Genomic DNA, 18,929 nt, shown 5'->3' with positions numbered 1-18,929 from the left:
GGTCCCCGCCGAGCGTCCCGTCGTCCCCGCTGTCAAGCGGCTCCTCCGCGGCGGCGCCCCTGCCTAGCCTCGGAGGAGGGGGTCGGCGTACGCCGCTCCCGGAGGGATGACGCCATGCGGATCGCGATCGTCGGGGCGACCGGCAACCTGGGGACGGCGCTGCTGCGGCGCCTGCACGGCGAAGCCGGGGTGGAGGAGATCGTGGGCATCGCCCGCCGGGCACCTCGGCTCCGCTCGGAGGAGTACCGCGACGTGCGCTGGGTCGAGATCGACCTCGCGTCGAGCGTCGCCCCGCGGCGGCTCCGCGAGGCCTTCGCCGGCGTCGACGCCGTCGTGCACCTCGCCTGGGCGCTGCAGCCCAGCCACGACGAGCCGTTCCAGCGGCTGGTCGACGTCGGAGGCACCGCGGCCGTGCTCGAGGCGGTCGCCGCCGCGGGAGTCGGCCAGGTCGCCGTCGCCTCGTCCGTGGGTGCCTACAGCGCGGCGCCGAAGTCGATCCGGGTGACCGAGGACTGGCCCACGGGCGGCCTGCACACCTCGACCTACAGCCGCCACAAGGCCGCGAACGAGCGGCAGCTCGACGCCTTCGAGGAGCGGCACCCCGAGATCGTCGTCACACGCCTGCGCCCGGGGCTCGTCTTCCAGCGCGGAGCCGCGACGGAGATCGCCGGGCTCTTCGCCGGTCCCCACTACCCGACGCGGTGGCTGAAGGCGGTCCGGATCCCGGTCCTGCCGCTGCCGCGGAGCATCGTCTTCCAGGGCGTGCACGCCGACGACGTGGCCGACGCCTTCTGGCGCGCGCTCGACCGGCGCGCCGGCGGGGCCTTCAACATCGCGGCCGAGCCGGTCCTCACTCCGGAGCGGCTGGCGCACGCCTTCGGCGCCCGCCTGGTCACGGTGCCGTTCGGGCTGCTCCGCTCCGTCGTCACCGCGACCTGGCACCTGCGCCTGCAGCGCACCGACGCGGGCTGGCTCGACATCGCGGGCAACGTCCCGGTGATGTCGACCGAGCGCGCCCGCGCCGAGCTCGGCTGGGCGCCGACCCGCACGGCGGAGGAGGCGCTCGCCGAGCTCGTGGCCGGCCTGGCCGACCGCTCGACCGTCCCGGGCTCGCCCCCGCTCCGGGGATGATCCGGCCGGTCGTCGATCGGAGGCGAGCCCTCCCGGTCAGTCGGCGACGCGGATGAGCACCTTGCCCGTCGCGCCCTGCTCGACCGCGTCGTGGGCGGCCGCGGTCTCCTCGAGCGGGAACCAGGTCAGCGGGAGGCCCGCCTCCTCGCCCACCGGGAGCGCGCCGTCGGCGAGCGCCGCGGTGATGTCCTCGGCCGCGGCCTGCAGCGCCTCCTCGCCCTCGGTGTAGAGCAGCAGGCCCTGCCAGCGGGCGTTCTTCGCGAAGCTCGCGACGATCGGCACGGTGAACTCGTCGCCGTTGTTGTTCGCGTAGTACCCGATGCTGCCGTGGTTGGCGAGCACCTCGACGTCGAGCGCGGCGTTCTGAGCCGGTGCGACCTCGACCACGTGCTGGACGCCCTCGGGGGCGAGCTCGCGGATCCGGTCGGCGAGGGCGTCGTCCGGGTACTGCAGCACGTGCTGCGCACCGGCCGCACGGGCGAGCCGCTCCTTGGAGTCGCTGCTCACCGTCGCGATGACGGTCGCCCCGGCCCAGACCGCGAGCTGGATCGCGGCGTGCCCGACGGCTCCGGCGCCGCCCTGGACCAGGACGGTGCGGCCGGCGAGGGCGCCGGGGGCGAGGCGGGAGGGGCCGTGCTCGTGCACGGTGAGGGCGCGGTGGGCGGTCATCGCGGGGACGCCGAGGCTCGCGGCGACGTCGGTGCCGACGCCCTCGGGCAGGCGCACGACGTGCTCGGCGGCGAGCACCGCCGACTCCTGCGCGGTGCCGGTGGGGCGGCGGTGCGCGGAGAGGTACATCCAGACCCGGTCGCCGACGGCCAGGCCCTCGACGCCCTCGCCGACCGCCTCGACGACACCGGCGCCGTCCTGGTTCGGCACGACCTCGTCGAACGCGAGGTCGCCGTCTGCGCGCGCCTTCCAGTCGGTCGGATTCACGCCCGACGCCAGGACGCGGACGCGGACCTCGCCGGCGCCCGGCGCCTGCTCCTCCCGGTCGACGAGGGAGAGGACGGAGGAGTCACCGGTGCGGGAGTAGACGATCGATCGCATACGGAGGGCAAGGAGCGCGGGCGGCGGTGTATTCCCGGCGGCACGACGAAGGGCGGCGGGCCCGGAGGCCCACCGCCCTGTCAGCGCCGACGGATCAGTGCTGCACGTCCTCCTGGACGGCGTGCTTGGCCTCGCGGGCCGAGTCCTTCACGTCGTCGGTGGCGGAGGTGCCCGCCTCCTTGACGTTCTGCGCGGCGTCGGTCGCGGTCTCCTTGACGGAGGCGAAGGCCTGCTGCGCGGGCTCGCGGAGCTCGCTCGCCGCCTCCTTGGCCGCGTCGGTCACCTTGTCGACGACCGGCTGGGCCTGCTCCTTGACGCGGCTCGCCGCCTCCTTCTCCTTGCTGGAGGCGGGGATGAGCGAGGCGACGAGGAGTCCGGCGCCGAGGGCGATGAGCCCCACGGCGAACGGGTTGCCCTCGGCCTTGGCCTTCGCCGAGCCCGCACCGCTCGAGAGCGAGTCGGAGGCGTCGTGCGCCGAGCCCATCACCCGGTCGCGGACGGAGCCCACGGCCGACTTGACCTTGTCGGTCTGACGCTGCGCGATGGCGGACGGGCTGACCTTCTCGGCCAGCGCGTCGACGTCCCCGCCCAGCTCGAGGCGCGTGCGCTCGATGTCCGCCCGGATCTCCTCGGGTGTCTTGTTCTGTCCTGCGTCGTACGTCATCGTCCTGCCCCGTTCGGCTTGAGGGTGTCGGGAATCTTCTTGAGGGAGTCGACCGTCTCGGGAGCGCCGTCGACCTGCTTCAGGCTCTTGCGGCCCACCGCGTAGAGGATCGCGGCCACGATCGCCCAGATGACGGCCACGACCACTCCGGACCAGCCGTTGCCGATCAGAGTGCCCAGGCCCCACCAGAGGGCGATCGAGAGGAAGAGCACGGCCATCAGCGCGGCGTAGCCCGCCCCGCCGAGGAGGCCCGCTCCCTTGCCCGCCTTGCCGGCGGACTCCTTGAGCTCGGCCTTGGCGAGGGCCATCTCCTGGCGGATCAGCGTGGAGAGGTCGCGCGAGACCTCGCCGAGCAGATCGCCCAGCGACGTCGACCCGGCCCGCTGGTCGGGCGTCTCCGTCGAGCGGTGGACGCCCGTCGGGTCGGTCACAGCCGGCCGCCGTTCGGGAAGCCGCCGTCGAGCGGGTCGGCGACGGGCTCGGTCGGCGCGTAGTCGCGCTCGAGGGAGCTCGAGCCGACGGTGCCGTAGGCGGACGCGACGGGCGCGTCGTATGCGGAGGCGTCGGAGTACGCGGTGGTCGAGGCGGGGGCGTCGAACTCGGGCCCGTCGGTGCGGGTGCTCGTCGCCTCCTTCTCGTCCTTCGCCTCGGCGGTCAGGGCGCGGATGAGGCGCCCGCCGACGAGTCCCGTCGCCGCGGCGATGAGGATGAAGGCACCCGGGCGGCGGCGGGCGAACGCGCGGACGTCGTCGAGGAGCTCGGACGGGTCGCGGTTCTCGAGCCACGAGGCCACACCCTGCACGCGGGTGGCCGCCTGGGAGACGAGCTTCGCGGCGGCGTTGTCGCTGCCGCCCTCGCCGTTGGCCAGCGCGGTCAGGTCGTCGCTGAAGGCGCGGGCGCCCTTGGCGGCGTTCTCCTTCTGGGCGTGGGCCTGCTCGGTGAGCTGGGTGCGGCTCTGGTCGTAGAGGTCCTTGACCTGGACCTTGGCCTCCTGGACCACGTTGGCGGCCTCGTCCTTGCCGGTCGAGAGCACTTCGCTCGCGGCCTGCTTGGCGTCGCCGGCGACGGCGCCGGCCTGGTCCTTGGCGGTGCCCGCGGCGGCGCTCGCCTTCTCCTTCGCGGAGTCGGCCGTGCTGCCCGAGGAGGAGCCGGAGGAGGTGTCCGTGGAGGCGACGTGCGCCCCGCTGTCGATGGGGGTCTCGGTCGCGCCGAAGTTCGCGGCGCCGTCTCCGAACGGAGGTGAAGCGGGATCGATGTTCGACATCGTCTGTCCCTTCCAGGATCGAGTGGGGAATGAATGCGTGCCGGCGTCGCCAGTCTGTTCGGGCCCTCGAGTACCGGGAAGGGCATAGCGGCTGACCCCCCGATGGGGCTACCATCCCGCGCCCACGAGGGCGGGGCCCGAGAGCCCGTGGATCGACTGCTCCGCCACCGCGTCAAGCCCCTTCTGACCCGCGAACAGGGCTCCCTACCGTCGAGAGGACAGACATCGGACGTCCGCACCCGGATCCGCCCGGCTACCCCGCAAAGGCAACCAGTCATGTTCTTCCACCGTCAGGAACTCCAATTCACGTCCACGCCCTCGAAGCCCGACGCGGTCTTCGCCCGCCGCTTCCAGGAGGTGCTCGGCGGCCAGTACGGCGAGATCACCGTGGCGATGCAGTACGGCTTCCAGGCCTGGAACGCCCACGACCCGGGCAAGTACCGGGACCTGCTCTTCGGCATCGGCGCCGAGGAGTTCGGCCACGTCGAGATGATCGCCGTGATGATCGCCCAGCTGCTCGAGAAGGCCCCGGTCGAGCAGTCCGAGGACGCGATGAAGAAGGACCCCGTGCTCGCGGCGGTCATCGGCGGCTCCGACGTGCAGCACGCCATCGTGGCCGGCGCCGGCGCGCGCCCCGACGACAGCATGGGCAACCCGTGGCAGGGCTCCTACATCACCGCCAGCGGCAACCTGCTGGCCGACTTCACCGCCAATGCGAACGCGGAGATGCAGGGCCGGCTCCAGGTCGCCCGGCTCTACCACATGACCGACGACCACGGCGTGCGCGACCTCCTGTCGTTCCTCCTGGCCCGCGACACCATGCACCAGAACCAGTGGATCGCGGCAGCCGCCGAGCTGCGCGCGGAGGGCCGGGAGGACCTGCCCGTGCCCTCGAACTTCCCGATCTCGAAGGAGGAGCGCTCCGTGTCGTACGGGTACATCAACTTCTCGGACGGAGCAGCGGCCTCCGAGGGCAGCTGGGCCTCGGGCCCGACCCCGGACGGCAAGGGAGAGTTCAGCTACCGCGTCGCGGAGCCCGGCGGCAACGTCCCGATGCCCCCGCCCACCCAGCCGGACGAGCGCCTCTACGGCACCGACCCGAAGCCGAACATCGTCGAGAAGGCAGTGGGGGCCGTCAAGGACGCGGTGACGGGCAAGTGAGCGCCGCACGGGTCCTCGGGGCGCTCGGCGCCTCCGCCCTGACGATCGGCCTGCTGGCCGGCTGCACCGGCGACGCCCAGACGCCGTACCAGTCGGGGAGCGCGGTGCCCACCAGCGCCGACGACGGATCGTCGCAGACGCCCACGAACGCGCCCTCGCAGTCCGCTCCGTCCGAGTCCGCCACCCCGGCGACCTGATCCCGCGCCCTCGACCGGCCGGCACCGGTCGAGGTCGCGAATCATCGCAGTCCAGCGGGCGCCCGGGCAAGCCCCTTCCCGCTCCCAGGAAGCGGGCAGTTCCCGGTCCTACGGTCGTGCCAACGATCAGCGAAGGAGGCACCACCATGGGGCTCGATGACAAGATCAAGAACGCCGCTCAGGACATCGCCGGCAAGGCGAAGGAAGCCCTGGGCGACCACAAGAACGACGACAGCCTGAAGGCCGAAGGCCAGAAGGACCAGGCCGCGGCCTCGGCCAAGAAGGCCGGCGAGGACGTCAAGGACGTCTTCAAGTAGGTCTCGGCAGTACCGCGAAGGCGGCGCTCCCCTCGGGGGGCGCCGCCTTCGCTGTTCCCCGGCTAGGGGTGCAGGACGACCTTGATGCAGCCGTCCTCCTTCTTCTGGAAGGTCTCGTAGAGGGCCGGAGCGTCCTCGAGCGGCGCCCGGTGGGTCACGAGGTCCATCACGCCGAGCGGATCGGAGGAGTCCTCCACCAGCGGCAGCAGGTCGTCGATCCAGCGCTTCACGTTGCACTGGCCCATCCGCACCGTCACCTGCTTGTCGAACATCGACTTCAGCGGCATCGGGTCGGCCTCTCCGCCGTAGACCCCGCTCAGCGACACGGTGCCGCCCCGGCGCACCAGGTCGAGGGAGGCGTGCACTGCGGCGAGGCGGTCGACGCCGACCGTGTCCATCGCCTTGCGGGCGATCGGGTCGGGCAGGAGCCCCGCCATCGACTGCGCGAACGAGCCGACAGGCGAGCCGTGCGCCTCCATGCCGACCGCGTCGACGACGGAGTCGGGGCCGCGCCCGTCCGTGAGGTCGCGCAGCTGCGCGGCGATGTCGTCGGACAGGTCGAACGTCTCCACGCCGTACCGCTCGGCCATCGCGCGCCGCTCGGCGACGGGCTCCACGGCGAGGACGCGGTAGCCGCGGTGGGCGCCGATCCGCGCCGCGAACTGACCGACAGGGCCGAGTCCGAAGACGACCAGGGTCCCGCCGTCGGGCACCTGCGCGTACTCCACGCCCTGCCACGCGGTGGGCACGATGTCGCTGAGGAAGAGGTAGCGCTCGTCCGGCAGGTCCGTGCCGACGACGATCGTGTTGTAGTCGGCCAGCGGCACGCGGAGCAGCTCGGCCTGCCCGCCGGGGACCTGGCCGTACATCTTCGTGTAGCCGAAGAGCGCCGCTCCCGAGCCGTACTCGGTGATCTGCGTCGTCTCGCACTGCGACTGCAGCCCTCGGCGGCACATGAAGCACTCGCCGCAGGCGATGTTGAAGGGCACGACGACCCGGTCGCCGGGCTTCAGGGTGGTGACTCCGGAGCCCACCTCCTCGACGACGCCCATCGGCTCGTGGCCGAGCACGTCCCCGCGGTCGATGTAGGGCCCGAGGAGGCGGTAGAGGTGCAGGTCGGAGCCGCAGATCGCGGTCGAGGTGATCCGGACGATCGCGTCGGTCGGCTGCTGGATGCGGGGGTCGGGGACGGTCTCGACCGAGACCTTCTCGATGCCCTGCCAGGTGAGTGCTCGCATGCTCGTGTCCGTTCTCCGGCTCGCGCCGGTCGGGGTCGGTGTCCCTCCACCGCACACCCGGAGGGCGCTGAGGGGGAGGGGCTTGACGCTCCCCGGAGCGTTCCCGAGGGGGATTCCCGGGAGAACGCACGGACGTGCATCCCGCGTTCACCCGACTCACGGCGGCCGAGTGGTGGGATGGGGGGATGGATGCTCTCTACACCGCCATCGCCCACGCCTCCGGTGGAGGACGCGACGGCCACGTCCGCACCGAGGACGACCGTCTCGACCTCGACACCCGCGCCCCGCAGGAGCTCGGCGGCTCCGGCGAGGGGACCAACCCCGAGCAGCTGTTCGCGGCCGGCTACTCCGCCTGCTTCCTCAGCGCCCTGCACGGAGCCGGTCGCCAGCTGAAGATCGACACGACCGACGCGGCCGTCTCGGCCAGCGTCTCGATCGGGAAGAACGACTCCGACGGCTTCGGCCTCTCGGTCGAGCTCGACGTCTACGTGCCGAAGGCGAGCTCCGAGGACGCGCAGAAGGTCGCCGACGCGGCGCATCAGCTCTGCCCGTACTCCAACGCCACCCGCGGCAACATCCCCGTGCAGATCAACCTGGTCGACTGACCGGGCCCTCTCGACGGCCCCTCCCGGACTCCGGGCAGGGGCCGTCGTCGTGTCCGGGGGCGGTCCGTTAGGGTCGGGGCATGACCGAGGAGCTGTCGCACGAGGAGTCCCTGGCGCGGGCCGAGCTCGTGCAGATCCGTCAGAGCATCGACAACATCGACGCGGCGCTGATCCACCTGCTCGCCGAGCGCTTCAAGTTCACGCAGAAGGTCGGCCGGCTGAAGGCCGCGCACGGGCTGCCCGCCGCGGACCTCGAGCGCGAGGCCCGCCAGATCGCGCGGCTGCGGGCGCTCGCCGAGGAGTCGCACCTCGACCCGGCATTCGCCGAGAAGTTCCTCGGGTTCATCGTCGCCGAGGTGATCCACCACCACCAGCGCATCGCCGACGGCGCCGAGGACTGAGGCTCAGCCCTCGATCCGCAGCAGCCCCGCCGTGCGCTCGCGCAGCACGCCGAGCAGCAGCGGGTAGTCGGGGAAGAGCTGGTCGCGCCGCAGCGTCGGCACCCGCAGCCCGAGGGGGACCTCCGTGATGCGGCCGTTCGTCTCGGTGAGGGTCAGGCGGAGGCTCCGGCTCCCCGTCGGGCTCGAGGCGACGACCGAGCGCAGGGCCTCGAGCGGGAAGATCAGCCCGTCGATCTGGATGGCCGACTCCGACACCACGATCGAGCCCGGCAGTCCGGGCCGCAGCGCCAGCCGCGCGGCGACCAGCCCGAGCGGGAGGGAGAGCGCCACGACGACCGCCCCCAGCGCGATCTGCGCGCGGTCGCCCGACGGGGATCCCGCGAGGGCGACGGCCAGGACGCCGGCGGCGAACGCCTCCGTGGCGACGACGACCAGGGCGACCGCCCGGCGCTGGAGCGGAGCGCGGTGCGGCCGGAAGCGGACGGCCGAGGCGGGCCCGGCCAGAGCGGGCGGCAGGGCGTCGCGGACGCGGGCGGCGGCGCCGAGGTCGGCGAGCAGGGCGGCGAGGTCCTCCGGGCGGAAGTGGCCGCAGCGCACCTCGACTCCGTCGCCGCGGCACCAGGCGACGAAGCCGTCGCCGTCGGCGGACTCGAGGAAGCGGACCGACCGGCGGGGCCACTGCTCGCGGCGGCGGCGGCCGCGCATCAGCACGACCTGCGTCTCGGTCGTCATCACGCGGGTGGGGGAGACGACGAAGAGCGAGACCGCCGAGGCCAGTCCGATGACGACGGTGAGGGCGAGGAGGCCGAGCGCGAGCACCGACTCGTCGAGGACCCCGCGGCGGTCCGCGAGGACGGCGAACGGGATGAGCACGGCCGCGAGGCCGGCGCCGAGGAGCCGCAGGAGGAGGGCGCGGAGGCGCCGCAGGACCGATGGGCCGTACACCCGTCGCGTCCGGATCGCCATCGGTTCCGACTCCATCGCGTCAGGCTAGCCCCGGCCGGGACCGGTCGCCCGGAGAGGCGCGGCGGTGGCGCGATCCTCGCGCCACCCGTCCCCGGTTCGGGGGTGGAGTGGCGCGAGGCGCGGCCTACGCCTCCGCGGTGCGGTGCAGGGCGCGGACCGAGACGACCCGGCGGCGGGCGATCGCGGCGACGGTGAGCAGCAGGCCGAACAGCAGCCAGATCACCAGGCCGACGACGGCGCCGGCCGTGCCGTCGGTGCCCTCGACCACTCCGGACAGCGCGTTCTGCGCCGCCGAGAGCGGCAGGAACCCGAGCACGTCGTCGAACAGCCCGGGGACCGTCGAGATGATGCCCGCGCCGAGCGCGATCACCGCCGCGACCATCGCGAGGAAGCGGCCGATCCCTCCGAGTAGGGCGACCAGCCCCTGGTTCACCGCGGCGAACGAGGCGCCGGTGAGCATCGCCAGAAGGGCGAAGCCGACCCAGCGGCCCGGCTCCAGGCCCGCGACCCCGCTCATCACGATCGCGACCGCGAGTCCCTGCACCACGCCGATCACGAGCGCCGGCACGTAGGAGGAGAGGGCGAGCGCGGCGGAGGAGCGGGTCGAGGAGAGCGCGCGGTGCGAGAACGCGGCGAGCACCAGGAACGTCGCGAGGGCGCCGAGCCAGAGGGCGATCGTCGCGAAGAACGGGACGCTGGAGGCTCCGAACAGGTCGGTCGCGCTGCTCGCGTTCTCGACCGGGTCCGAGACGACGTCGGCGAGGTTCGTCGACTCCGACTCGGTGTAGGTCGGGAGCTGCGCGACCGCGGCGTCGAGGCCGGTCGCGAGCGTGCGGGTGCCGTCGGCGAGCTGCACGGCGCCGTCCGAGACCCCGCTCGCGCCGTCGGCGAGCTGGTCGGCTCCGTCGGCGGCGGAGGAGGCTCCCGCGGCGAGGTCGGCGGCGCCGCCCGCGGCGGTGGTCGCGCCGGTCGCGAGGTCGCGGGCGCCGGCCGCGGCGGTGGTGGCGCCGGTCGCGAGCTGCGCGGACCCGGCCGCCGTGGTGTCGAGGCCGTCGGCGAGCTGGGACGCTCCGCCCGCGGCGTCGTCCGCGCCGTCGGCGAGCTGCGTCAGGCCGCCGGACAGCTGTCCGATGCCCCCCGAGAGAGTGCGCGCGCCGGTGGCGGACTGCCCGACCGCGTCGATCAGCGAGGGCTGCCCGTCGCCGCCGAGGCGGATGCCCGCGTCGATCCCGGCGACGGCTCCCGCGGTCGTCGTGGCGAGGGTGGTCGCGCCGGTGGGTCCGTCCGCCGAGGCGATGACGGCGCGCGCGGCGAGGCACTGCGTCGTCTCGCAGCCCTCGAGCGCGGCGCTGAGCGCCTCGAAGGTCCCCGCAGTGGCGGCGGCGGCGCCGGCGCTGAGGGCGGCGACCTGCTGGGTCCCGTCGCCGGTCCTCACCACTCCCTCCCTCAGCTGGTCGAGCCCGTCGGCCAGGTCGGAGGCGCCGCCCTGCAGCGCGGTCGCCCCGGTCGCCGAGTCGCGGGCGCCCGTCGCGAGCTGTCCCACTCCGCCGGAGAGGCCGCGCGCACCGGTGGCCAGCTGCGCGACTCCGCCGGAGAGGTCGGAGGCTCCGGTGCCCAGCTGTCCCACGCCGTCGGCGAGGGACGAGGCTCCGGTGCCGATCTGCCCGACGCCGTCCGAGAGCGAGGAGGCGCCGGTGGCGAGCTCGTCGATCCCGTCGGCGAGGCTGCTGGTGCCGTCGGCGAGGGTGGAGGCGCCGGTGCCGAGCTGGTCGGCGCCGTCGGCGAGCGTGCCCGCGCCCTCGGCCGCCTGGCCGATCTGCTCGTTGAGGGTGTTGAAGCCGACGTAGACGTTCTCGAGGTAGGCCGTGGTCAGCTGCGTGTTGAGCAGTGAGGTGGCGGTGCTGGTCACCGTGGCCGAGATGGCGTCGTCGACGAGTTTGGCCTTCTCGCTGGTGGCGATGTCGATGGTCGCCTTCGTCGCCTCCGCGGCGTCGCCCGAGTACGAGGTGGCGGCGGCGGAGAAGGAGGAGGGGATCGTCACGACGGTCGCGTAGCTGCCGTCGGCGAGGCCCTTCGCGGCGTCGTCCTTGTCCGTGAGGACCCAGGTGAAATTGCCCGTCGAGTCCGAGCCGGAGACGTTGGGCACCGGGGTCGTGCTCGCGGACGGCGTCGCGCTCGCCGAGGGGGTGGAGGAGGGGGCGTCCGAGCTCGCGGAGTCGGTGCCGCCCGTCACCAGGCCGGCCGCGAGCTGGCGCCCGAGCGGCACGGTCTGCCCGTTGATCTCGACCGGGGTGTCCTCGTTGACCACGGCGGCCGTGATCGTGTCGAGTCGCTCGGTCGGGTTCCACAGCGCCCACACCAGGAGGCCGCCGATGACGAGGGGGACCAGGACGATCCCGAGAAGGGTCAGCCAGGACACCTTCTTGACGCCGCGGGGGCGTTCGAGGGAGAGGAGAGCCATCTGTCAGAGGACCTTTGCGATCGCGCGGCGCTCGGCCGCGGGCGAGACCGCGAGCACGCCGCGGTCGGAGGGGAGGAGGTCGTCGAGCGCCTCGGCGTCGACGGAGGAGGCGACCACGGTGAACGCGTCGTCGGCGGCGCGGGCGGCGTCGAGCTCGGCCCGGATCGCGCCGCGCAGCTGCGGGTCGGTGACCGTGTCGAGGTCGTCGAGCACCAGGATCGGCGGAGCCGACTCCAGGGCCGACCGGACGTCGGCGACGGGGTCGGCGGCTCCGGCGAGGCGCACCAGCCCGACCCGGCCGCGCACGGCGGCGGAGCGGATCGGCACGACCAGGCCCGCGACCTTCAGGCGCCCGGAGTCGGGGGCGAGCCGGCCGGCGATGCTCAGCAGCAGCGCGGTGCGGCCGGAGCGGTGCGGCCCGTGGACCACGAGGGAGGAGCCGGGAGCGACCCGCAGCGAGACGCCGCTGTAGACGGGACCGTCGGGTCCGTCGAGGCGGAGGTCCTCGGCCGCGATCACGTCCGTGGATCCGGGCTCCGGCCAGTCGGCCAGCGCGAGCTCCTTCGTGAGGCCCTCGCCCTCGACGTCGAAGGACGGCAGGACGCGGTCGAGCCAGCGCGGCATGTGCCAGGCGCGGTCGCCGAGCAGGTGCAGCACGGCGGGCACCAGCGTCATCCGCACGATGAACGCGTCGACGAAGACGCCCACGGCGAGCCCGAGCGCGATCGGCTTGATGTTGGTGTCCCCCTCCGGCACGAAGGCGGCGAAGACCGAGAACATGATGACCGCGGCGGCCGTGACCACCTTGGCCGAGCCGACGAAGCCCGACTCGACAGCGGCGCGCGCCGGCCTCCCGTGCACGTAGTCCTCGCGCATCCGCGAGACCAGGAACACCTCGTAGTCCATCGCGAGGCCGAAGAGCACGCCCATCAGGATGATCGGCATGAAGCTGATGATCGGGCCCGTCTTGTCGACGTGCAGAGCGTCCGAGAACCATCCCCACTCGAACACCGCCGCCACGGCGCCGAAGGACGCACCGACCGACAGCAGGTAGCCCAGCGTCGCCTTGATCGGCACCCAGAGCGAGCGGAACACCATCGTCAGCAGCACCAGCGACAGGCCCACGACGAGCAGGCCGAACGGCAGCAGGGCCTTGGCGAGCGTGTCCGAGATGTCGATCCCGACCGCGGTCTGGCCGGTCACTGCGAGGTCGACGCCGTACTCCTGCTGGAAGTAGTCGTGCTTGTCGCGGATCTCGGCGACCAGCGCCTTGGTGGCCTCGGAGTCGGGGCCGCCCTCGGGAATGACCTGGATGATGCCGGTGTCGGCGGTCTCGTTGGGCGTCGCGAGCGGCACCGAGGCGACTCCGTCGAGCTTCTCGATCTCGCCCTTGAGGTCGTCCATCAGGCCGAGCGGATCGGTCGAGCCGATGATCGTGCCGGTGACGATGAGCGGGCCGTTGTAGCCGGCGCCGAAGTTCTCGGCGAGCAGGTCGTAGGTGGTGCGCGCGGGAGTGCCCTCGGCCTGGTAGCCGGCGTCCGGCAGGGCGAGGCGGAGGCTGAGCGCCGGGATGCTCGCGACGCCGAGCACGCCGATCACCGCGATGATCGTCACGATCGGGAAGCGCGTGACGACCCGGACCCAGCCGCGGAAGAACCCGCGCGGGACCTCGGCGTGCACGTGGCCGCCGGGGGAGGCGGTCGCCGCCTCCTCGTGCGCCTCGGTGTCGGAGTGGGTGCCCGCGGCGGCGGCGGCCTTCGCGGCCTTCTTCTTCGCGCGGCGCTCCTTCGGGCGCAGCCGCGCGCCGGCGAAGCCGAGGAGGGCGGGGGTCAGGGTGAGCGCGATGACCACGGCGATCGCGACTCCGCCCGCCGCTGCGACGCCCATCGTGGTGAGGAACGGGATGCCCGCGACCGAGAGGCCGACGAGCGCGATGATCACGGTCAGGCCCGCGAAGACGACGGCGGAGCCCGCGGTCGCGGTCGCCCGCGCGGTCGACTCCTCCGGGTCCATGCCCTGCTTCAGCTGGTCCTGGTGGCGGCTGATGATGAAGAGGGCGTAGTCGATCCCGACCGCCAGGCCCAGCATCAGGGCCAGGAGCGGCGTGGTCGAGGAGATCGAGGCGAAGCGGGTGGCGATGAAGATGGCCGACATCGAGAGGGCGACACCCAGCAGTGCGGTGACCAGCGGCATGCCGGCGGCCAGGAACGAGCCGAAGGTGAGCACGAGGACGACGAGGGCGACCACGAGGCCGATCGCCTCCGTGATGGTCACGCCGGGGAGGTTCTGGGCGAAGAGGTCGCCGCCGAGCGAGACCACGGAGCCGGCGGGCAGCGCGTCCTGGAGGGTCGTCGCCTCGGCCTTCAGCGCGTCGCGGCTCTCGGGGCTCGTGGTGGTGGCGGAGCCGTCCATCTGCGCGGTGATGACGAGGGCGTTCCCGGCGTCGGAGATCGTGCCGGACACGCTGTCGGAGTAGGGGTCCGTGACGGCTGCGACCTCGTCGACGTCGCCGAGCGCGGCGACCGCGTCGCTGACGGGGCCCTTCACGTCGGCGTCCTGGACGCTGCCCCCGTCGGGCGCGACGACCACGTACCGCGCGGACGTGCCGCTGACCTGGGGGAAGGTGCGCTCGAGCTGGTCGAGGGCGGTCTGCGACTGCGTGCCCGGGATGGAGAACGTGTTGTCGGTGCCCTGGTTGAGCAGCAGCGCTCCTCCTCCGCCCGCCACCACGATCAGCAGCCACAGGACGGCGACGAGGCGGTGGGCGCGGTACACGCGACGACCGAGACGGTAGAGCAGCGACGACACGCGGTCTCCTGACGATGGGTGGGGAGGGAGGCGATACGTCTCTGTACCAGGGCGGAGCCGGGCTCCGATACACGAGCGTATCCGATACAGGACCGTATTCGATACGTGAATGTATCGGATAAGGTGAACGGCGTCGAAGGTGTTGACAGGGCGGGCAGGAGGCTGGTGATGACGGCGATCGACTCCACCCCTCCCGAGACCTCCCGCCGAGGCCGCACCCGCGAGCGCCTGCTCGACGCGGCCTACGACGTCTTCGCCGAGACCGGCGTGCACAGTGCGTCCGTCGAGCAGATCTGCGAGCGCGCCGGGTTCTCGCGCGGCGCCTTCTACTCCAACTTCTCCACCAAGGAGGAGCTGTTCTTCGCGCTCATGGAGCGGGAGAACGGCGCCCGGGTGACCGCCCTCGTCGAGCAGATGGACCGTACGATCCCGCGCGTCGTCTCGGCCGACGAGCCGCTGACGGCCGAGACGCTGGCCGTGGTGATCCTCGACTTCCTCCAGGGTCCTGCCACCGACAACCGCCGCTGGTGCGTGGTCGAGTCGGAGTTCGAGCTGCTCGCGCTGCGCGACCCGCGGATCGCTCCGCAGTACCGCGACTTCCGCGCCGGCTTCGACGCCTCGCTCGTGCAGATCGTGCACGGGGCGCTGCGCCAGGTGCGCCGCGAGTTCTCCCTCGAGCCGACGACCGCCGTGCGCCTGCTGGTGGCGGGCTACGACGACGCGGTGAAGCAGTCGATCCTCGAGGACGAGTCGGAGCCCGAGTCGCTCGAGCGCCTCCGGGCGACGCTGACGGCGATCGTCCTCGCGATCTCGTCCGCCGACGCCTGAGCCGGGCCGGCTCTCGCGGCCGCCGCCGCCGTATGCGCCGGCCGGCTCCGCACCCGGCGGCCGAGCGGCCGCTGGGGAGTGCCGGGTCCGGTCCCCGCTCCTCCGCCTGCGCGACGAGGATGGACCCATGGAACTGCGTCAGCTCGAACACTTCCTCGCCGTCGCGAAGGAGCAGCACTTCACCCGCGCCGCGAGCGCCCTGCAGATCTCGCAGTCGGGCCTCTCGGCGTCGATCCGCGCGCTCGAGAGCGAGCTGGGCAGCCCCCTCTTCACCCGCAGCACGCGCCGGGTCGAGCTGACGCCGGCCGGTCGGGCGATGCTCGCGGAGTCGGAGCGATCGGTCGCCAGCGCGCTCGCCGCCCGCGACGCGGTTCTCGCCGTGCAGGGGGTGCTCCGCGGGAGCCTCGCGGTCGGCACGGAGGAGTGCCTCGGCGGCGTGCACCTGCCGCGTGAGCTCGCGACCTTCCGCGAGCAGCACCCGGGAGTCGCGCTCCGGCTGATCCACGAGGGGTCCGGCACGCTGCTCGACTCCGTCGCCGCCGGCCGCCTCGACCTGGCGCTGGTCGCCGACATCGGAGCCGTGCCGGGCGGCGTGCGGACGATGCCGCTGGCGAGCGAGGGCTTCGCGGTGCTCGTGCGCCCGGGTCACCCGCTCGCGAGCCGCGTCGGCTGCCGCATCCCGGACCTGGCGGGCGAGACGATCGTGGGGCTGCAGGAGCACTGGGCGGCGAGTCACCTCGCGGCGCGGGCGTTCGCGGCGCACGGCCTCGCGTTCGAGGTCGAGCTCGAGGTGAACGACGTGCACACGCTGCTCGACCTGGTCGAGTACGGCATGGGGATCGCGGTCGTGCCGGCGCACTTCGCCGAGAAGCGCCCGGCCGGGCTGCGGGCGGTGGCGCTCGCCGATCCGCTCCTGGTGTGGCGGACGATGGTGGCGGTGCCGGAACGTCCGAGCGCCGCGGCCCGCGCGTTCGTCTCGGCCCTCCCGCAGCCGCTGCAGGACGCGGTCTGAGTCGGAACGCGCTCGCAACGGAGGAGGGACCAGCGCCGAGATCCCGCGATCCGCGTCGGACCGGTGCCTCGACCGGATCCCTCCTCCGTCCTGAACGGGCTCAGTCGAGCGAGGCCAGCTCCTCGGGCGTGAGCTCCAGGTCGGCCGCCGTGGCGGAGTCGCGGATGCTCTCGGGGCGGGAGGCGCCCGGGATCGGCAGCACGACCGGGGCCTTCGCCAGCTCCCAGGCGAGGCAGACGACCTGCGGCGTCACGCCGCGGGCCTCGGCGACCGCCGCGAACGCGGAGTAGCGCGAGCCGAGCTCGCCCGCCGAGGAGATGCCGCCGAGCGGGCTCCACGGCAGGAACGCCAGTCCGAGCTCGGCGCAGAGCTCGAGCTCCGGCTCGCTGGAGCGGAACGACGGCGAGAACTGGTTCTGCACCGAGACCAGGCGCTCGCCGAGGATGCCGTGCGCCTCGCGGATCTGGTCAGGGTCGGCGTTAGAGATGCCCGCGCGGAGGACGACGCCCTCGTCGAGCAGCTCGGCCAGCGCTCCGATCGAGTCGGCGTAGGGGACCGCCGGGTCGGGCCGGTGGTACTGGTAGAGGCCGATCGCGTCGACGCCGAGGCGCTTCGCGGACGCGCGGGCCGCCTCCTTGAGGTACTCGGGGCGGCCGTCCTGGTCCCAGGGGCCGGGCTCGCGCCGCAGGTGGCCGCCCTTGGTGGCGACGAGCACGGCGGAGGTGTCGCCGCCGTAGCTGCGCAGCGCCTCCGCGATCAGCAGCTCGTTGTGACCGAGGTCGTCCTGGGTGGCGAGGTGGTAGGCGTCGGCCGTGTCGATCAGGGTCACGCCGGCGTCGAGGGCGGCGTGGATCGTGGCGATCGAGCGCTCGCGGTCCGGGCGGCCCTCGATCGACATCGGCATGCCGCCGAGTCCGATCGCGCCGACCTGGAGGTCGCCGAGAGTGCGCTGCTTCATGAATGCTCCTTCGCAGTGGGGTGGATGGTCACCAGGCGTAGTCCTCGGGGGCTGTCCGGTGGCCGGGGAAGATCTCGTCGAGGCGCGCGAGGGCCTCGGGGTCGAGGGTGATGTCGACGGCGGCGACGGCGCTCTCGAGCTGCTCGAGCGTCCGCGGCCCGGTGATCGGACCGGTGACGGCGGGCTGGTGGAGGAGCCACGCCAGCGCCAGCTCGCCGGGCGCCTCGCCGCGCTCGCGGGCGAACGCCTCCCACTGCTCGAGCGCGGGACGGTGCTCCTCGATCGCGGCGAGGGTGCGCTCGGAGGAGCGGCGCCCGCCCTCCGCGGTCTTCTCGAGCACGCCGCCCAGCAGCCCGCCCTGCAGCGGCGACCAGGGGATGACGCCGAGCCCGTAGTGCAGCGCGGCGGGCAGGACCTCGCGCTCGACGTCGCGGACGAGCAGGTTGTAGATCGACTGCTCGGAGGCGAGGCCGGTGAAGTGGCGGGCGCGCGCCGCCTCCTGCGCCTGGGCGAGGTGCCAGCCGGCGAAGTTGCTGGAGCCGACGTAGAGGACCTTGCCCTGCTGGACGGCGACCTCCATCGCCTGCCAGATCTCGTCCCAGGGCGTCGTCCGGTCGACGTGGTGGAACTGGTAGAGGTCGATGTGGTCCGTCTGCAGGCGGCGGAGGCTCTCGTCGAGCGCGCGGCGCAGGGTGAGCGCCGAGAGGCGGCCGCCGTTGGGCCAGGAGTCGCGGCCGCGCTCGGCTCCGGGAGCGGCGAACTCGCCCATGTCGCCGAAGACCTTGGTCGCGAGGACGGTGCGCTCGCGGCGCTCGCCGCCTTGCGCGAACCAGCGGCCCACGATCTCCTCGGTGGCGCCGCGGCCGGCCTCGCCTCCGTACACGTTGGCGGTGTCGAAGAAGTTGACGCCGAGCTCGTGCGCGCGGTCCATGATCGCGAACGAGTCGGACTCCTCGGTCTGCATGCCGAAGTTCATGGTGCCGAGGACGGTGCGGGAGACGGACAGGCCGGTGCGACCGAGGTGCGTGTACTGCATGGTCCCAGTCGACTCCGGTTCGGGCCGCGTGTCCAACAGGTGCTCGGCATGGGTGCGATCGACGGGGGAGGTCAATCGGGGGCGCGCCGTCCAGGGGCCGCCCGAGCCCCGCCTCGGTCGGGCCTGCGCGTCGGCCGGGTCCAGCGGCCTCGACCGGATCGCCCGCAGCCCGCTGGGCGCGGTGGCGCCCGGCCGCCCGGGTGCCGGGTTAGAGTCGCGGAATGGTCCGGACGACGCAGCGCCTCGTGATCGCCCTCTCCGCCGTGGTCCTGCTCGCCGGCTGCACGGCGGAGGCGACGAGCCCCGCCGCCGCACCCGCCGAGCCGACCGCCTCGACCGCCTCGACCGCACCGCCCGCCGCCGGAGCCGAGTCCACGCCGCGGCCGGTGCCGAGCGTCGCGACCACTCCCGCACCCGTCGAGGACGTCTCGGGCGAGTGCGTCGTCCAGGCACTCGACGAGGGGACGCTCGACGGCGTCGACCTCGAGCGCGTGCGCGACCGCGGCACCCGCCCCGGCGCGACCGGGACGGCGAGCACCGCCTCCGACGGCGCCCCGGCCTCCTACCTGGTGGCAGCGGGCGACATCAGCGAGCGGATCGCGGACCGGTTCTGCATCAGCTCCGACTACCTCTCCGCGCTGAACTCGGTGCGCCGCGACGGCGTCGACATCGACAGCCTCTACGGCGGCGACACACTCAACCTCCGCCCGACGACCGTCCTGAGCGTCGGCGACCAGAACGGCCGCGTCCTCGACAACGCCGAGCCCGACGACCTCCCCGCGCAGACCGGCTGACGCCGCTCCCGCCCGCGCCCGCCGCCACTCCTCCCGCC

General features: G+C 73.4%; 19 protein-coding genes. 9 read left to right on the top strand and 10 right to left on the bottom strand.

What is annotated here, in order from left to right:
- The first annotated feature begins 114 nt into the window (after positions 1–114).
- The gene (locus C5C63_RS13160; protein ID WP_104222770.1) at positions 115–1,131 is read left to right on the top strand and encodes an NAD-dependent epimerase/dehydratase family protein; all 1,017 of its coding nucleotides are present in this window, start codon (positions 115–117) and stop codon (positions 1,129–1,131) included.
- Between the two features lie 36 nt (positions 1,132–1,167).
- Here C5C63_RS13160 and C5C63_RS13155 read toward each other — a convergent pair whose 3' ends face one another.
- The 4 genes from C5C63_RS13155 to C5C63_RS17460 form a co-directional block, all read right to left on the bottom strand.
- Complete coding sequence (locus C5C63_RS13155; protein ID WP_104326208.1) at positions 1,168–2,181, bottom strand: NADPH:quinone reductase; 1,014 nt, start codon at positions 2,179–2,181, stop codon at positions 1,168–1,170.
- Between the two features lie 94 nt (positions 2,182–2,275).
- Entirely contained in the window at positions 2,276–2,845 is a 570-nt protein-coding gene (locus tag C5C63_RS13150; RefSeq protein ID WP_104222768.1) for a DUF3618 domain-containing protein, read from the bottom strand.
- Positions 2,842–3,276, bottom strand: a complete 435-nt coding sequence (locus C5C63_RS17465) for a phage holin family protein (RefSeq protein ID WP_104222767.1) — start codon at positions 3,274–3,276, stop codon at positions 2,842–2,844. The genes C5C63_RS13150 and C5C63_RS17465 overlap by 4 nt, the downstream gene beginning before the upstream one ends.
- On the bottom strand, positions 3,273–4,109 hold the full coding sequence (locus C5C63_RS17460) for a hypothetical protein (protein ID WP_104261171.1): 837 nt from the start codon (positions 4,107–4,109) through the stop codon (positions 3,273–3,275). The genes C5C63_RS17465 and C5C63_RS17460 overlap by 4 nt, the downstream gene beginning before the upstream one ends.
- A gap of 276 nt (positions 4,110–4,385) precedes the next feature.
- Between C5C63_RS17460 and C5C63_RS13135 the strand changes: the two genes are divergently transcribed.
- The 3 genes from C5C63_RS13135 to C5C63_RS13125 all read left to right on the top strand — a co-directional run bounded on the left by C5C63_RS13135 (position 4,386) and on the right by C5C63_RS13125 (position 5,784).
- Positions 4,386–5,270 (top strand): manganese catalase family protein, encoded by an 885-nt coding sequence (locus C5C63_RS13135; protein ID WP_104326207.1) that lies wholly within the window; start codon positions 4,386–4,388, stop codon positions 5,268–5,270.
- Positions 5,267–5,467, top strand: coding sequence for a hypothetical protein (locus C5C63_RS13130; protein WP_104222764.1), 201 nt, complete (start codon positions 5,267–5,269; stop codon positions 5,465–5,467). Before C5C63_RS13135 ends, C5C63_RS13130 begins: the two co-directional genes overlap by 4 nt.
- 146 nt (positions 5,468–5,613) lie before the next feature.
- Positions 5,614–5,784, top strand: coding sequence for a CsbD family protein (locus tag C5C63_RS13125; RefSeq protein ID WP_104222763.1), 171 nt, complete (start codon positions 5,614–5,616; stop codon positions 5,782–5,784).
- Positions 5,785–5,846: 62 nt separating this feature from the next.
- Here the strand turns inward: C5C63_RS13125 and C5C63_RS13120 are convergent, their stop codons facing one another.
- A complete protein-coding gene (locus C5C63_RS13120; protein WP_104326206.1) occupies positions 5,847–7,022 on the bottom strand; it encodes a zinc-dependent alcohol dehydrogenase in 1,176 nt (391 codons plus the stop codon).
- A gap of 185 nt (positions 7,023–7,207) precedes the next feature.
- Between C5C63_RS13120 and C5C63_RS13115 the strand changes: the two genes are divergently transcribed.
- Both C5C63_RS13115 and C5C63_RS13110 read left to right on the top strand, forming a co-directional pair.
- Positions 7,208–7,627, top strand: coding sequence for an organic hydroperoxide resistance protein (locus C5C63_RS13115; RefSeq protein WP_104222761.1), 420 nt, complete (start codon positions 7,208–7,210; stop codon positions 7,625–7,627).
- Positions 7,628–7,707: 80 nt separating this feature from the next.
- Complete coding sequence (locus C5C63_RS13110) at positions 7,708–8,028, top strand: chorismate mutase (protein WP_104326205.1); 321 nt, start codon at positions 7,708–7,710, stop codon at positions 8,026–8,028.
- 3 nt (positions 8,029–8,031) lie between these two features.
- Here C5C63_RS13110 and C5C63_RS13105 read toward each other — a convergent pair whose 3' ends face one another.
- The 3 genes from C5C63_RS13105 to C5C63_RS13095 form a co-directional block, all read right to left on the bottom strand.
- Entirely contained in the window at positions 8,032–9,009 is a 978-nt protein-coding gene (locus tag C5C63_RS13105) for a hypothetical protein (protein ID WP_146076942.1), read from the bottom strand.
- Positions 9,010–9,118: 109 nt separating this feature from the next.
- Positions 9,119–11,455, bottom strand: a complete 2,337-nt coding sequence (locus C5C63_RS13100; protein WP_104261173.1) for a YhgE/Pip domain-containing protein — start codon at positions 11,453–11,455, stop codon at positions 9,119–9,121.
- Between the two features lie 3 nt (positions 11,456–11,458).
- Entirely contained in the window at positions 11,459–14,263 is a 2,805-nt protein-coding gene (locus tag C5C63_RS13095) for an MMPL family transporter (RefSeq protein WP_104326204.1), read from the bottom strand.
- A gap of 168 nt (positions 14,264–14,431) precedes the next feature.
- Between C5C63_RS13095 and C5C63_RS13090 the strand changes: the two genes are divergently transcribed.
- Entirely contained in the window at positions 14,432–15,091 is a 660-nt protein-coding gene (locus tag C5C63_RS13090; RefSeq protein WP_104225692.1) for a TetR/AcrR family transcriptional regulator, read from the top strand.
- 127 nt (positions 15,092–15,218) lie between these two features.
- Entirely contained in the window at positions 15,219–16,103 is an 885-nt protein-coding gene (locus C5C63_RS13085; RefSeq protein WP_104222755.1) for a LysR family transcriptional regulator, read from the top strand.
- Positions 16,104–16,203: 100 nt separating this feature from the next.
- On the opposite strand, the gene C5C63_RS13080 is transcribed toward C5C63_RS13085, so the two are convergent.
- Both C5C63_RS13080 and C5C63_RS13075 read right to left on the bottom strand, forming a co-directional pair.
- Positions 16,204–17,061 carry an aldo/keto reductase gene (locus C5C63_RS13080; protein ID WP_104239446.1) on the bottom strand — a complete coding sequence of 286 codons (858 nt, stop codon included), beginning with the start codon at positions 17,059–17,061 and terminating at the stop codon, positions 16,204–16,206.
- 28 nt (positions 17,062–17,089) lie between these two features.
- The gene (locus tag C5C63_RS13075) at positions 17,090–18,097 is read right to left on the bottom strand and encodes an aldo/keto reductase (RefSeq protein WP_104255984.1); all 1,008 of its coding nucleotides are present in this window, start codon (positions 18,095–18,097) and stop codon (positions 17,090–17,092) included.
- Between the two features lie 221 nt (positions 18,098–18,318).
- Between C5C63_RS13075 and C5C63_RS13070 the strand changes: the two genes are divergently transcribed.
- A complete protein-coding gene (locus C5C63_RS13070) occupies positions 18,319–18,891 on the top strand; it encodes a hypothetical protein (protein WP_104326203.1) in 573 nt (190 codons plus the stop codon).
- Positions 18,892–18,929: the final 38 nt, after the last annotated feature.

It is taken from the genome of Rathayibacter sp. AY1B8, assembly GCF_002932775.1.
In the GTDB taxonomy this organism is placed as follows: Bacteria; Actinomycetota; Actinomycetes; order Actinomycetales; family Microbacteriaceae; genus Rathayibacter.
The sequence above is the reverse complement of the archived record's forward strand: the minus strand, read 5'-3'. Positions and strand labels throughout refer to the sequence as shown.